13 protein-coding genes are annotated in these 14,929 nt (G+C 40.6%); 7 read left to right on the top strand and 6 right to left on the bottom strand.

Going from position 1 to position 14,929, the window contains the following annotated elements; genetic code table 11:
* Nucleotides 1-426 (top strand): hypothetical protein (locus KK060_RS13385; RefSeq protein WP_254154250.1); only part of this gene is annotated, 426 nt, incomplete at its 5' end.
* Here KK060_RS13385 and sdaAA read toward each other — a convergent pair.
* Nucleotides 427-1,335 (bottom strand): L-serine ammonia-lyase, iron-sulfur-dependent, subunit alpha, encoded by a 909-nt coding sequence (sdaAA, locus tag KK060_RS13380; protein WP_254154249.1) that lies wholly within the window; start codon nucleotides 1,333-1,335, stop codon nucleotides 427-429.
* An 81-nt stretch (nucleotides 1,336-1,416) separates the two neighbouring features.
* Between sdaAA and KK060_RS13375 the strand changes: the two genes are divergently transcribed.
* Together KK060_RS13375 and KK060_RS13370 are read left to right on the top strand one after the other, a co-directional pair.
* Nucleotides 1,417-1,875 (top strand): hypothetical protein, encoded by a 459-nt coding sequence (locus KK060_RS13375; protein WP_254154248.1) that lies wholly within the window; start codon nucleotides 1,417-1,419, stop codon nucleotides 1,873-1,875.
* 5 nt (nucleotides 1,876-1,880) lie between these two features.
* Nucleotides 1,881-3,251 carry a M28 family peptidase gene (locus KK060_RS13370; RefSeq protein WP_254154247.1) on the top strand — a complete coding sequence of 457 codons (1,371 nt, stop codon included), beginning with the start codon at nucleotides 1,881-1,883 and terminating at the stop codon, nucleotides 3,249-3,251.
* Between the two features lie 50 nt (nucleotides 3,252-3,301).
* Here KK060_RS13370 and KK060_RS13365 read toward each other — a convergent pair whose 3' ends face one another.
* The 3 genes from KK060_RS13365 to gcvP all read right to left on the bottom strand — a co-directional run bounded on the left by KK060_RS13365 (nucleotide 3,302) and on the right by gcvP (nucleotide 7,656).
* Complete coding sequence (locus KK060_RS13365; protein WP_254154246.1) at nucleotides 3,302-4,159, bottom strand: nuclear transport factor 2 family protein; 858 nt, start codon at nucleotides 4,157-4,159, stop codon at nucleotides 3,302-3,304.
* Nucleotides 4,160-4,226: 67 nt separating this feature from the next.
* Nucleotides 4,227-4,703, bottom strand: coding sequence for a DUF3299 domain-containing protein (locus KK060_RS13360; RefSeq protein WP_254154245.1), 477 nt, complete (start codon nucleotides 4,701-4,703; stop codon nucleotides 4,227-4,229).
* 61 nt (nucleotides 4,704-4,764) lie between these two features.
* Nucleotides 4,765-7,656, bottom strand: a complete 2,892-nt coding sequence (gene gcvP / locus KK060_RS13355; RefSeq protein WP_254154244.1) for an aminomethyl-transferring glycine dehydrogenase — start codon at nucleotides 7,654-7,656, stop codon at nucleotides 4,765-4,767.
* 200 nt (nucleotides 7,657-7,856) lie between these two features.
* Here gcvP and KK060_RS13350 point away from each other — a divergent pair, with 200 nt between their 5' ends.
* Together KK060_RS13350 and KK060_RS13345 are read left to right on the top strand one after the other, a co-directional pair.
* Nucleotides 7,857-9,350 (top strand): M28 family peptidase, encoded by a 1,494-nt coding sequence (locus tag KK060_RS13350; protein WP_254154243.1) that lies wholly within the window; start codon nucleotides 7,857-7,859, stop codon nucleotides 9,348-9,350.
* Between the two features lie 128 nt (nucleotides 9,351-9,478).
* Entirely contained in the window at nucleotides 9,479-9,793 is a 315-nt protein-coding gene (locus KK060_RS13345) for a hypothetical protein (protein ID WP_254154242.1), read from the top strand.
* Nucleotides 9,794-9,896: 103 nt separating this feature from the next.
* Here KK060_RS13345 and KK060_RS13340 read toward each other — a convergent pair whose 3' ends face one another.
* Entirely contained in the window at nucleotides 9,897-12,308 is a 2,412-nt protein-coding gene (locus KK060_RS13340; protein WP_254154241.1) for an ABC transporter permease, read from the bottom strand.
* 184 nt (nucleotides 12,309-12,492) lie between these two features.
* Here KK060_RS13340 and KK060_RS13335 point away from each other — a divergent pair, with 184 nt between their 5' ends.
* On the top strand, nucleotides 12,493-12,663 hold the full coding sequence (locus tag KK060_RS13335; RefSeq protein WP_254154240.1) for a FeoB-associated Cys-rich membrane protein: 171 nt from the start codon (nucleotides 12,493-12,495) through the stop codon (nucleotides 12,661-12,663).
* On the opposite strand, the gene KK060_RS13330 is transcribed toward KK060_RS13335, so the two are convergent.
* Nucleotides 12,660-13,682 carry an SPASM domain-containing protein gene (locus KK060_RS13330; RefSeq protein WP_254154239.1) on the bottom strand — a complete coding sequence of 341 codons (1,023 nt, stop codon included), beginning with the start codon at nucleotides 13,680-13,682 and terminating at the stop codon, nucleotides 12,660-12,662. The genes KK060_RS13335 and KK060_RS13330 overlap by 4 nt on opposite strands.
* A gap of 70 nt (nucleotides 13,683-13,752) precedes the next feature.
* Here KK060_RS13330 and KK060_RS13325 point away from each other — a divergent pair, with 70 nt between their 5' ends.
* Nucleotides 13,753-14,925 (top strand): lipoprotein N-acyltransferase Lnb domain-containing protein, encoded by a 1,173-nt coding sequence (locus KK060_RS13325; protein ID WP_254154238.1) that lies wholly within the window; start codon nucleotides 13,753-13,755, stop codon nucleotides 14,923-14,925.
* The last annotated feature ends 4 nt before the right edge of the window (nucleotides 14,926-14,929 follow it).

Genomic DNA, 14,929 nt, shown 5'->3' with positions numbered 1-14,929 from the left:
CCTGTTTACTTATCCAGCATGCTTAAGTTTATTCTGGGACCTGTAGGCGGATATGCGGCAGGGTTGAATCTTTTAACAACCATCCTAAGCACTGTATTTGGCATGATGACGGTTGTCTTCATGTTTACGTATTCAGGAAACTGGTTTAAAGAAAAAGTGCTTTCGCGATTTATAAAAAAACAAAATAAACCCGGAAGTAATAAGCGCTTTGCAAACATCTGGAAGAAGTATGGATTACCTGGTGTGGCTCTACTTACGCCGATTATACTTACACCTATAGGAGGTACATTATTAGCCATTAGTTCGGGCAGCCCCAAGGATAAGATTATCTTTTATATGTTCCTAAGCGCTTCGTTCTGGTCTGTGGTAATAAGTATGGCGATTTACTTTTTCGGTAATAAGATACTGCCTGACTTCATCCAGTAACTAGCTCACGTTTTCTTCGTCGGGTAATATCTCAATATCCCGGATCAGTACTTTTTTAGCTATACGCTGACCAGTTGTTGTTGCGGCCAGTCCGCCGAGGGCTGTTTCTTTATAGCGCGTCTCCATGCTTGCGCCGATCTCGCCCATAGCATCTATGACTTCGTCAACAGGAATAACACTGCTTACATCGGCCAGGGCTATTTGCGCCGAACTATTGGCGATGGCTGCGGCGCTTGCATTACGCACCACACAAGGAACTTCAACCAACCCCGCTACAGGATCACACACCAGCCCCAGCATGCATTGTATAGTTATGGCAACTGCGTTGAACACCTGGTCGTTTGTTCCTTCAAGGCAATAAACAATAGCACCTGAAGCCATGGCTGCCGCACTGCCCGTCTCTGCCTGGCATCCACCTACCGCACCTGCAAGTGAAGCACGTTGCTCGATGATAAGGGCAATACCTGCGGACACAAGCATGGCTTCAAGAATCTTTTTATCTTCTATAGCATGGATCTCCTGTAGTGTATATAAAACACCTGGCATGATGCCGCTGGCACCTGCGGTAGGCGCTGCAACAATGCGGCCCATACAAGAATTAACTTCCTTAGCTGCCAGTGCCCGTGAAATAAGATTTTGAAATTCTTTAGAAAGAACAGCTTTAGGAAAACGAAATACTTTTTTTGCTCCGTTATTGATCATGCCCGACCGTGAGGTCATGTCTTCTTCAAGTCCGGTATGTACTGCATCTTTCATTACGTCCCATGCGCGCGATAGCCCTTCCCAGATTTGCTCTTTAGTTCGTCCTTTTTGCTCACACTCGTACTCCATCACCACTTCTGCCAAAGACAAATTTTTCTCTTTGCAGTAATTTCTCCATCCATCAAAAGTTTCGAAAAGAAAAGCCATACTATGTTATTTTTACAATCTGTACCTGGCAATATTAGGCGAAAACGATTTAATAACAATTAAAACCTGTGAATTAAAAGAATGGTTCACACCACACGAGGCGCAACACTACCTTTAAGAATTGTTCTGTACGCTATCTTTACCCTGTTTCCTTTTCTGGCATCGGCACAGGTTAACCTCTGGCATGTGTTGGCAGAAGTAAAGATGAATAAAAGCACTGATGCCAATGGATATGAAATGGAGAAGCCTGTATTTAATGATCACATCAGGTTCTACGAAAAGAAACAAGTGAAGATAAAGGGATACATTATTCCCTTAAGCGAGATAGGTGCGCAACAAAAGTTTATGCTGTCGTCGTTGCCTTTTAACGTTTGTTATTTCTGCGGAGGAGCAGGCCCTGAAACAGTGATAGAAATTGAAACGAGTAAGAAGATTGATTTTACAACCAAACAAGTAGTGATGGAAGGAACGCTGGTTTTAAACGACTCCGACCCTGACCATCATATGTATATTTTAAAGAATGCACAATTATCCAACTAACCTTTATGCAAAAACTAACCCTGCTTTTCATCTTCTGTTTTTCCGGCTATTTACTTCAGGCGCAAAATCAAGATGAAGCAACCATCAAGAAAATTTTCGATCAGGAATTAACGAACGGAAAGTCATACCAGATGCTTGAGTACCTGGCAACAAAAATAGGTGCCAGGCTTAGCGGTTCTCCGGGTGCTGCTGCAGCTGTTGATTGGACGAGACACACCATGCTTGACTTTGCTGATTCTGTTTGGTTGCAACCCGTAAAGGTACCACACTGGGTACGCGGAGCACAGGAAATAGGAAAAGTAACTAATTCAAGAAAAAGAGGCACCATCGACATGAGCATTTGTGCATTGGGTGGCTCCGTTGGCACTGGCGCTGCAGGCGTAACAGCAAATGTAGTGGAGGTGAAGAACTTTGATGAACTTAAACAGCTTGGCCAAAGAAACATTCAAGGTAAGATCGTATTCTTTAACAGGCCCATGGACGCTACCAAGATCAATACATTTACTGCTTATAGTGGAGCGGTAGACCAACGTGCTTCAGGGCCATCAGAAGCTGCAAAGTATGGTGCCGTAGGCGCTATTATTCGTTCCATGGGTTCAACCCTCGAAGATTACCCACACACAGGTGGCTTGCGCTATGCACCTAACATTCCGCAAATTCCTGCTGTGGCTATTAGCACTAAAGATGCTGAATTACTAAGTAGGTTATTGAAAGAAGAAAGAGATCTTCAGTTTTATTTTGAAACACATTGTCAGACATTTCCCGATGCACCTTCTTTCAATGTTATTGGTGAGATTAAAGGTTCACTACACCCGGAAGAGATTATTGTAGTAAGTGGTCATCTTGACTCCTGGGATTTGTCGCAAGGCGCGCATGATGATGGCGCAGGTTGTGTTCAGGCTATGGAAGTTATTCGTCTATTTAAAGCAATTGGGTATAAGCCACTTCGCACCATTCGGGCAGTAATGTATATGAATGAAGAAAATGGCTTACGTGGAGGCATTGAATATGCCAAGCAATCTGAACTGAAGAAAGAAAAACATCTTGCAGCAATGGAATCAGACCGTGGCGGATTTACACCTCGCGGATTTACAATGAGTGCTCCTGAGAATGTGGTGGCGAAAGTTAAAGCATGGAAACCATTACTTGAACCTTTTGGATTAACGGATTTTGATCAACAAGGAGGAGGTGCAGATATTGGGCCATTAGCAAATCAAAACGTTCCGCTTTTCGGATTCCTTCCTGACTCACAACGCTACTTCAACTATCACCATACAAAAGAAGATACGTTTGATAAAGTAAACCAACGCGAGCTCGAGTTCGGTGCTGCAGCTATGGCTGCCCTCACTTATCTTATTGATCAGCACGGTTTATAAAAAACACTCCCATCCTTGATCTTGTGATCGAGGTCAGGATGGGTTGCTTTTTATAACGTTAAGATATCCAATACAACTTTCCAGTTTGTATTCTCCCTCTTCCAGATACGCATATAATACGCTTGTTTCTTTTCAGTGCTTCCTTCTTTGGTTACTTCAACTTCTGCTGTGCCGTATACATAGGCAAGGTCGCCAGATGGAGCTACTGCGCCATCAATAGCTTCGTAGATTGGTACCGTGGTTTGATTAGTAAGATACTGTGTAATCTCGGCAGGGGAAGTAAACGGAATATTTCCATCACGATATAGCCGAGCTTCTGATGAGAGTACTGTGTTATATGCTGTATGGCCTTCTGTTGTCAGTGATTTGATAAAAGTACTTTCGATTTCAATCATCTCCTGCTTTGTCAAGCCAGCACTGCTATTTTTCTTAAGTGTTATTGTTGATGTTTTCCATGCTGGCTTTTCAGGCAATTGCGCATGACTAATGCCAATGTCAATAAGGGCTTTCCATTTACCATCGTTCTGCTTCTGCCACATAGTAACAAAATGCCCGAAGGCTACAGCTTTCTCGTCAGTTTTACGAGGCCTGAATTCCCAGGGCCCCGTGTTAAATCCAAAATCTCTAGACGCAGAGATATCCGAGTATACCGGATACCAATACAACCAAGCATCGTTTGGTTTTTGATCCTGGTAAGGTTTTTTGCCTTTGCGAATACCAGGACCAAAAGTAATGGCACTGTCTGATAGAAATGTGAGAAATGCTTCTCTTGTATTTTTCTCCTTAGCCAGATTACTAAAAGCGAGCTCTGCATTAACAAGGCTCTGCAATCTTTTATCAGAAGTATGCTGTGCAAAAGAAAAACAGGAAATAAAGAATAGGAAGGAAGTAGCCAGTAGGTATTTCATAATCAGTTTTAAGAGCGTAGAAAGATAACTGGCTTTATGCATTCTACCTATCCCCTAAACATAGGATTTAGAATCCTGCTTCGCCAGTAATAACGGCGTTCTTTAAAACGTAGATCATCTGATCTGGGTTTTTATCGTTGAGAATCAGTGTTCCCTCAACTTCAATGGGCTTTTCCGTATACGTAACTTCTTCCTTAAGGAAAACCTCAACCACTGTCTCCGGGCCTCCTACGCCACAAAAGAAACATGCATTTAATGGCAGCGACGAAAGCATGAAGTGTTTACCCTTTATTCCATTCTCAAAAGGAACCATGTAACCCGGCAATGCAATTGTCTTTCCTGACAATGTTTTTACTGATTCTTTAAAAACAGGTTTCTCATACTCACCATTGGCATCATGTGCTTTTACGAAAGTAGTTTCATACAGCTTGGGCCATACCAATGAAGGGAAGCCCGTATACGCCTTTTTCTGTGCAAACCCTTCGACGCATAAAGCCACAAAACATAGAGCCACTAATACACCTTTTCTTGCGGTTACATTCATGTTCGCAAAACTTAAAATAAAAACGCCTGCACATGGGCAGGCGTCTTCGTAGAAAATTTTATTACAATGTTACAGTTTCTTCCTTTTTAGAATATGCTTCTATAGGCAAGCAACTACATACAAGATTTCTATCGCCATACGCATTATCAACCCTTCCTACGGCAGGCCAGAACTTCGTCTCACGTACAAAAGCCAGCGGATATGCCGCCTTTTGTCTGCTATAAGGTTTATCCCAATTATCTGCAGTTACTAACGCAGCAGTATGAGGAGCGTTTTTAAGTACGTTGTTCTCTTTATCTGCCTTGCCTTCTTCTACTTCTCTGATCTCATTTCTGATCTCGATAAGCGCATCAATAAAGCGGTCAAGCTCTTCTTTAGGTTCGCTTTCAGTAGGCTCAATCATTAACGTTCCTGCTACCGGGAAAGAAACAGTAGGCGCATGGAAACCATAATCCATTAAACGCTTGGCAATATCTTCTACTTCAATTCCTGCCTTCTTGAAGTCGCGGCAGTCTACAATCATTTCGTGCGCACATCTCCCTTTCGATCCTGTATAAAGAATTTTAAAGTCGCCTTTAAGTCTATCTTTAATGTAATTGGCATTAAGAATGGCATACCGTGTTGCATTCGTCAATCCTTCACTGCCCATCATGGCGATATAAGCATAAGAGATCGCAAGGATACTTGCACTACCCCAAGGGGCTGCAGATACAGCGTTAATTGCTTTTTCACCACCTGTTTTAACTACTGCATGTCCTGGAAGGAATGGCTTAAGCTTATCATTGACACAGATAGGTCCCATGCCAGGTCCACCACCACCGTGAGGAATACAAAATGTTTTATGAAGGTTAAGGTGACAAACATCTGCACCAATGTTGGCAGGCGATGTTAGCCCTACCTGCGCATTCATATTAGCTCCGTCCATGTACACCAGTCCGCCATATTGATGAATAGTTGCACATATCTCTGTTATGGATTCTTCAAACACACCATGTGTTGATGGGTATGTTACCATCAGACAAGAAAGTGTGTCTTTATATTGTTCAGCTTTTGCTTTAAGATCGGCAACATCAATCTTTCCTTCAGCGTCAGACTTTACTACAACTACATCCATACCTGCCATTACAGCACTTGCAGGGTTAGTTCCGTGTGCCGATGCAGGAATCAGTGATATATTTCTGTGTCCTTCATTTCTGTTTTCGTGATAAGCACGAATAACCATAAGGCCAGCGTACTCGCCTTGGGCACCACTGTTAGGTTGTAAAGATACACCTGTAAACCCTGTTATCTCTTTTAACCAGTTTTCAAGATTAGTAGTAAGCTCCTGATAACCCAGTGTCTGATCGGCAGGTGCAAAAGGATGTATACCTCCAAGCTCAGGCCATGTTACGGGAATCATTTCAGTGGTAGCATTAAGCTTCATGGTACAAGATCCTAACGAGATCATTGAATGAACCATGGAAAGATCTTTGTTTTCGAGACGCTTGATGTAACGGAGCATTTCATGTTCCGAATGGTGTGCATTAAAAACAGGATGCGTGAGGTATGATGACTTTCTCACCAAAGACGCAGGCCAGTTTAACTCCAGACCATTTGTATTATTAACAGGAGCTTGCTTTCCATTTGCTGCAGCAAATAGTTCAACAATTGCTTTTACATCTTCATGTGATGTTGTTTCATCCAATGAAATACCTACATGGTTATCACTAAAGTAACGGAAGTTGATTTGTCTCTTTTCAGCTTCTGCTTTTAATGCTTTTGCATCACTTACAGCAATCTTTAACGTGTCAAAGTACTGCTCATTAACTTGCTTTAGACCAAGGCCTTTTAAACCCGTCTCAAGGGTACGGGCAAGACCATGAATTCTTCCTGCTATTTTCCTTAAACCTTCTGGTCCATGATACACCGTATACATGCCAGCCATTACTGAAAGGAGTACCTGAGCCGTACAAATATTTGAGGTAGCCTTCTCTCTTCTGATGTGTTGCTCGCGCGTTTGCAAGGCCATGCGGTAACCTGGATTTCCTGATGAATCAATTGAAGCACCAATTATCCTTCCCGGCATTTGTCTTTTAAAATCTTCTTTAGTAGCAAAGAAAGCTGCATGAGGTCCGCCAAAGCCCATCGGCACGCCAAAACGCTGGGACGAACCGACAACCACATCAGCCCCCATTTCTCCGGGCGACTTAACAAGCAGTAAACTCATTAAATCAGCGGCTACAACTACATTTATATCTTTCTCATGTGCCGATTCTATTAAAGAAGTATGATCCTTAACAGCTCCATTATTATCAGGATTTTGGATAAGAACAGCAAACAGGTCTTTATCTGTCAAATCCAGCTTAGTTAAGTCACCGATCACCAATTCTACACCTATCGGGGTAGAACGGGTTTTCAATACATCAATAGTTTGCGGAAATGTATTTTGATCAACAAAGAATTTATGTGCTGCTTTCTTAGACGCCTTACGCGATGCATACATAAGGTGAAGGGCTTCAGCAGCGGCAGTTGCCTCATCCAATAAAGATGCATTTGCAATTTCCATCCCAGTAAGATCGATCACCATGGTTTGATAATTGATCAAGGCCTCTAGCCTGCCCTGTGCTATCTCTGCCTGGTAGGGAGTATAGGCGGTATACCAACCTGGATTTTCGAGAATATTTCTGAGAATGACAGGTGGGGTAATTGTATTATAGTAGCCAGTCCCAATAAAAGACTTGAATACTTTGTTCTTAGAAGCTATTTTTTTGAACTCCTGAATAAACTCAAATTCCGAAAGTGCTTTTGGCAAATTCAATGGCTTTTTCAAGCGAATTGCAGAAGGAATGGTTTCATCGATGAGCTGATCTATAGAAGCTACTCCGATGGTTTTAAGCATTTCTTCCGTCTGTTGAGCGTCCGGTCCAATGTGTCGGGATTCGAATTTTTCAGTGTAATGCGAGTCTATTTTCATTGATATGCAATTTCTAGTGGTTGTCTCTACTCAAGATTGCCGCAAAGGTAATGAGGAAACACACAGAATTAACAGGTTCTGAATAAATAACGTTTGCTTGTTTTTACCAATCGTGTAAAAAATTTCAAAACCTTAAAAACCAACTTAAAAATCAGTGAATTCTCCCGTAGCTTTGACGATTAACCTTAATCGAGTAACGTATGAAATTGAAACTTTTAGGGGTAATAAGTTTTCTCTCTGTTTTAATACAGCTACAGGCACAAGATCCTGTTGCTCAACAGTATGGAAGCATGATTACCATTGATGATTTAAAAAGTAACTTAACCATTCTTGCTTCTGACGCTATGGAAGGCAGGGAAACCGGTAAAAGAGGTCAGAAAATGGCGGCCGCCTTCCTTAAAGCACATTATGAAGAGTTGGGTCTGACAGGCCCTGTTAACGGAGATTATTACCAGCCTGTTGAATTGTTTACTTCAATACCTGGGGATATTTATGTTAAGGTAGGATCTGAAGTTTTTAACAACTTTACAGATATCGCTTATTATGGAACCGCAGACTCTGGTGGTGAAGTATCTATTCCCGTGGTTTTTGCAGGTAAGGGTCGCAAAGAAGATTATGAAAAACTGGATATAAAAGATAAAGGTGTTTTAATACTGCTAGGCCCTGGAGAAAGTTTCAGAAGTTCTCTGGAAACCGCGAAAGCGCAAGGTGCTAAAATGACATTTTTCTGCCATTCAAATGCTGACGAATTTAAAAACCTTGTATCTCAATTCCGATCGTATTTATCAAACGGTGTTCTGTCTCTTAACAAACCTCAGGGCAATTCGAATAACGCGGGTGTTTTCTTTATTGCTCCTACAGTAGCTGAAAAAGCATTGAACACTACAATCGACAAGTTAAATAAGTCAGTAGAAGCAGGGAAAGGTTACTCCAAAATAAAAACTGGCAAGCTTTCGTATAAAACTGCTCTTGATGTTAAAAGCCTGAAAACTGAGAACGTGTTGGGATACATGGAGGGAACGGACAAGAAAGATGAACTGGTTGTCATTACTTCTCACTATGACCACATTGGAAAACTAAAAAGCGGTGAAGGCGATTTAATTAATAATGGTGCTGATGATGATGGCTCAGGAACAGTATCTGTTATGCAACTGGCTAAAGTTTTTGCCCAGGCAAAGAAAGAGGGTAAAGGGCCGCGCAGAAGCATCCTGTTTATGAACGTTACAGGTGAAGAAAAAGGACTACTCGGATCTGACTACTATACACAGCATCCAATTTTTCCATTAGCGAATACTGTTGTTAACCTCAACATTGACATGGTTGGCAGAAGAGACCCGCAGCATAAGGATAGTGCGCCTTATGTTTATGTAATCGGCGCTGATAAACTTTCTTCTGAGCTAAACAACATCAGTGAGTCTACAAACAAGACGTATACAAACCTGATTTTCGATTATACCTATAACGACCAAAACCACCCTGATCGTTTATACTATCGCTCAGACCACTGGAACTTTGCAAAGAATAACATTCCTATCATCTTCTACTTTGATGGTATTCATGAAGACTACCACAAACCCAGCGATGAAGTGAGCAAGATTGAATTCGACCTCCTGGCGAAAAGAGCTCAACTTGTATTCTATACAGCGTGGGAACTTGCAAACAGAGAACAACGCGTAACTCCAGATGTGAAGTAACATTCTATTTGTATATTAGTAACTGCAGAGAGTATACAGCATAGTCTCTGCAGTTATTTTTTTATAGCCTCGCAAATTCAACTCCTTCCTCTCTTCGACCGAAATAGTAATTTTTGCATAACTTTGTTATGCAGGTTGAGAAGACAAACGAATACTATCAGAAACTCAAAAGATTTTCGAAGGCAAATCGAATAGCTGTTGCTTTTCGCAATGCAAACCCTAATCATCAGCCAATGGCCGCAATAGATCTGGACAATGATGGAGTCCTTTTGTTTCTTAAACATCTTGAGACTGCTAATGTGAAGTATTTATTAGTGAGTGATTTTGCAGTTGCTTATCATGGCTTATTCGTGCTACCGAAGACCTTGATTTATGGATTTCTGAAGAAGAATCGAATCTTACTCGTTTCAAGCAAGTACTTATTGACAGTGGTGTTGACCTAAAACCAAGATGGTATTGAATACTTAAAAGGTCTATAGAATAAAAAAACAAACCCTTCAGGCGTCTCCTGAAGGGTTCATTAACAGAAAAGTATAAGTAAAAGCTTTATTCGTATCGTAATGCTTTAACGGGATTTAAAATTGCCGCCTTTAGTGATTTATAGCCGACTGTTAAAACTGCAATTGAAAGCGTAATCCCCAGAGCAATACCAAATATCTCCACCCCTATTGTAATTTTATATTCAAAATCATTGAGGTATTGATTCATGATATACCATGCTAATGGAGCTGCAATAACAAAACCCAAGACAATTAGCTTAACGAACTCTTTAGAGAAAAGAACAACGATACTTTCTACTGATGCACCCATCACTTTGCGTATGCCAATTTCTTTTGTCTTCTGATTAGCCATGAATGTAGCGAGTCCAAACAAGCCAAGACATCCGATGAAAATAGCAATAGAAGTAAAGACAGTCAGCATAATAGACATTCGCTCTTCACCTTCATAAAATTCTCTGATGTGTTCGTCTAGAAATTGATAATCGAATATATGTTCAGGATAAGCAGCTTCCCACTTTGTCTTTACTTCGTTAATCACGTTTTGAAACTGTGCCGGATTTACTTTAAGAGATAATGTTTCATATTCTTCCAGATCATTCAACATTATGGTAGGCTCTATCGGACTACGAAGTGATACTGTGTGAAAGTTCTTTACTACACCCACCACTGGCAACGTTTTACCCCACATTCTTATTTTTCTTCCGATTATATCCTGAGGATTTTCTATTTGAGACGTTTTAAGAAGTTGTTCATTTACAAGAAATCCTCTTGCTGTATCAAGATCTTCCAGTCCCGACCCTGCAATGAGTTTCAGATCATACAGATTAATGTAATTACCATCGATCAGTTTTACCTGTGCCCGCTTCCTGTCTTTTTGTTCCTCTCCTTCGAATGTGAAGCGGGTTCCACTTACAGAACCAGAAGAGGGAGGGGTGCTGCTTAAACTTGCCAGTTCAACACCTGGCAACACTGAAACCTCTTCACGAAGCGTTCTCATCTTGCTTGCTCCCTTTTTAAAAGTGGGTTTTTCAACAACAGGAATTGGAACCAGTACAACGGCATCTTTTCTGAAACCAAGTTCTTTCTTCTTGAAATAATTCATCTGACTCACCAGTACAATAGTGCCGATTATCAAGAACTGGGAAATCACAAATTGAAAAACAACCAATCCTCTGCGTAGGCTATAGCCAGAAGAATTTTTATTACCGATCTGGTTTTTAAGCGCCAGTGCAGGCCGGTATCCTGAAATCACAAAAGCCGGATATAACCCAGATAATAAAGCAACAACAGACGTTACACCAATAATGAATGCCCATAACAATCCATCAGAAGAAAAATTGAGAGCAAGTTGTAGCTCCAAAAATGTGTTAAGGAAAGAAAGGGTGATTTGCGTTAATCCTAAAGCCAGAAGCATAGCAACTACCGTGATTGCCGTAGTCTCACCTAAGAATTGTGCTATCAATTGAGCCCTTGTACTCCCTAACGATTTACGAATACCAACCTCTTTAGAACGCTTTATAGCTTCTGCTGTTGTCAAGTTTATAAAGTTGATACAGGCTGTTACAATAAGGAATGCAGCAATAATACTTAGGGCTACCAACGTTTCTTTAGGTGACGTACTGTATGTATACGTTTCATATTGGTTATTGAAATGAAGATCCTGTAAAGGTTGAAGTTCAAATGTTTGATGAGAGAAGTTATCGTCTCCATAATACTTCTGCACGAATGCAGGTATTCGACTTTGAATAGCAGAGGCATGCTCACCTTCTTTCAACAGAATATAGCAATGTTCATCGCTCCAGATACTTCCCCAACCATTTGCTTCCGAGGCTTTCTTAATTGTTATATAAGATAACATAAGGCTGAAAGGGAGATCAGTATTATTGGGGTGATCTTCCATAATACCCGTAATCTTATATTCCATCGTGTCATATTTCACGATCTCTCCTATTACGTCTTCCCTACCAAAGTATTTCTTCGCAAGTGATAGGGATATGATGGCTTCATTAGGGTCATCGAGTCCTTTTGTAGCATTGCCTATCAACATCTTTCGATCGAAAATCTTAAAGAAGTTAGGCTGGGCGAATACAACACCTGCCTCTTCGTTATATTTCTTAGGAACATCATTTCGTTGCGGAATCGTAATCATAGCTCCAGACCTGTAAGAAGTAAAAGTTACCTCTTCTGCCTCAGGAAAATCATTACGAAATGCATCCGGAAGAACAGATGGCACGCCTGGGGTATACGACTTTCCATTGTTTCCGTCAGAGTTCGAGACTACACGATAAATTCTATCCTTATTTGTATGGTAGTTATCGAAGCTCGATAGATGTTTTACTAAAAGAAACAGGATTAGACTACAGGTTATCCCTAAGGTAAGACCAGATACATTAATTAAAGTAGTTCCTTTTTGGCGAGCAAGATTACGAAAGGCAGTTTTTAAATAATTCCTAAGCATAGTAAAAAGTCTCCCCCCAATCCTTTCAATACAGGTGCCACAATTAAAACCTTAAAATCAATTGAATTTGAAGGTTTTTTAACTGAAAAGTCAGTTAAAACTGTTCACTATAGTTCGCCAGCGGACACTTAGAATTATTATGATTATCAGAATGTTTAATACCTGAATTCGTTATTTTTACCTTATGATTCAGCAGATTATAGTTGTATTGATTTTCGTAGCTGCCGCTTTCTATCTAGGCCGGCTAATCTATAATCAATTCAAAAGTAAATCTTCGTGTGCGACTGGGTGCGGCAAATGCGGTGCTGTCGACTTTGCTGCTATCGAAAAGGAATTAAAAAAGAAAGGTCTCTAAGCCCACACTTTCGTTCCCTCGGTACAGTTCTTACAAATCTCGATTTCTGCCCGCGATTTCATCAATGATTTTCTAAAGGCGTTATAAGGCTCTCCTTTCCAAATTTCCTCAAACGACTGTTTTTGTAGATCGCCTAAAACATGCTTCCCGTCCTTATCAAAACAACAGGGAACTACTTTTCCATCCCAGGTAATTACACAACTGTGCCACATTTTCCAGCAGTTGTTATGCAATTCATTTTTTATAGAATATGATGAATCGTTGTTTCGCTTATATCTTGAATATTTTTCAATAGAAGGAATAAGATCTGATCCGTTTTCATAGTTATAGATTTGTGCCGTTTTTAACACAACCTGATCAACACCTAGCTCCTCTGCCAATCTATATACTTCATTAATCTGGTGCTCGTTTGGTTTTACCACAAGAAACTGAAACACTATATGTGGTGATAGCGAGCGAAGCATACGCTTCCACTTTATGATGTTTCTTGTTCCTTCCAATACTTTTTCTAACGAGCCGCCTACACGATAGGACTGGTACGTTTCCTGTGTAGTTCCATCAATAGATATAATAAGACGATCGAGACCGGATTGTACCGTTGCTTTTGCTGCCTCATCTTTCAGGAAATGGCCATTGGTTGATGTGGCTGTGTATATTCCTCTTTGTGAAGCATAGTTAACCATTTTTAAAAATGAAGGATGCAGGTAAGGCTCTCCTTGAAAATAAAATGTGAGATACGTAAGCGTATCAGCCAATTGATCAATTGTACTTTCAAATAAGCTTTGCTGAAGCATTCCTGTCGGTCTTGTAAAAGATCGTAAGCCACTTGGACATTCTGGACATCGCAGATTACAAGAAGTAGTGGGCTCTATAGAAATACTAATAGGTAGTCCCGTTATAGAAGGCTTATTAATGAGACGCGAAAAGTGGTAACTGGAATAGATTTGCGTTATATTTCTTAAGCGCCTCCAGTTAGTTTTCGAAAGTATATTTTTGGTATCAGAAAAACTGCCAACCATAACGCAAGATAGTAGCTAAATTGATCAGCATAACTATTTACTATCCCTTATCTTGCATTAGTTTTTAACTATGCGCATACTTTTACTTCCGCTGCTATTTATCTGCAGCCTCACTTTCGGACAGGTAACACTTTCTGAAGACGCACAAATTTCTGTCATAACATGTGGTCCATGGCAGGGAGAACTATATTCCGCATTTGGACACAGCGCTTTTCGCGTACATGACCCTGTTAATGGGATTGATGAAGCATACAATTATGGCGTCTTTGATTTTGACCAGCCCAACTTCTACCTGAATTTTGCAAGAGGTTATTTGTACTATAAACTTGGGGTATACGATTATAAGCGCTTCGAATATTATTATATCTATCATAATAGATATGTACATGAACAGGTTCTGAACTTGTCGGGCAACCAGAAACAAAGACTATACGATTACCTCTCCTGGAATGCATTACCTGAAAACGAAAACTACCGCTACGACTACTTCTATAATAACTGCGCTACTAAAATGCGCGATGTGGTGAAAGAAGTTTTCAAGGATTCCATTCATTTCGACGGTTCATATATTAAAACTGATTATACCATCCGTGAGTTAACTGACCTATATTTAACAAACCAACCCTGGGGAGACTTAGGTATTGATATCTGCTTAGGCCTGCCAATGGATAAAAAAGCAGCGCCGCAAGAGTACATGTTTCTACCCGATTATGTAGAATCTGCATTTGCGCATGCCACCATAAAAGATGGTAACCAAACGAAACCATTGGTAGCAAAATTGAACAGTGTTTATGAGTCAACACCAGAAACCTTTTCAAAAGGCCTCTTTCAACCGCTCTATGTTTTTGGTGTACTCTCCGTAATTGCAGTGTTTATCAGCTATCGTGATTTTAAAAAACAACGAATAACACATGTCTTTGACATAACCCTGTTTACCGTACTCGGCATGATTGGCTTGTTACTATTATTCTTATGGATTGCCACTGATCATCAGGCTGCCGCGAGGAATATGAATCTGCTCTGGGCTCTGCCAACACATCTGGTAGCTGTAATTGCTTTTATCAAGCAGCCTAGGTGGTTAAGCACTTACTTTTTATTTGCCGCGATTATTTCAGTGATATTGATACTTTGCTGGGCTATTCTACCACAAAAACTGCATTATGCTTTAATTCCTGTTGTATTGACAATAGCACTACGTGCAACAGTACAATTCTGGGTTAGAAAGAAAACACTTACACCTTAAAAGG

Origin of the sequence: Chryseosolibacter indicum (assembly GCF_018598585.1) — a bacterium.
Taxonomy (GTDB): Bacteria; Bacteroidota; Bacteroidia; order Cytophagales; family Cyclobacteriaceae; genus Chryseosolibacter; species Chryseosolibacter indicus.
The sequence above is the reverse complement of the archived record's forward strand: the minus strand, read 5'-3'. Positions and strand labels throughout refer to the sequence as shown.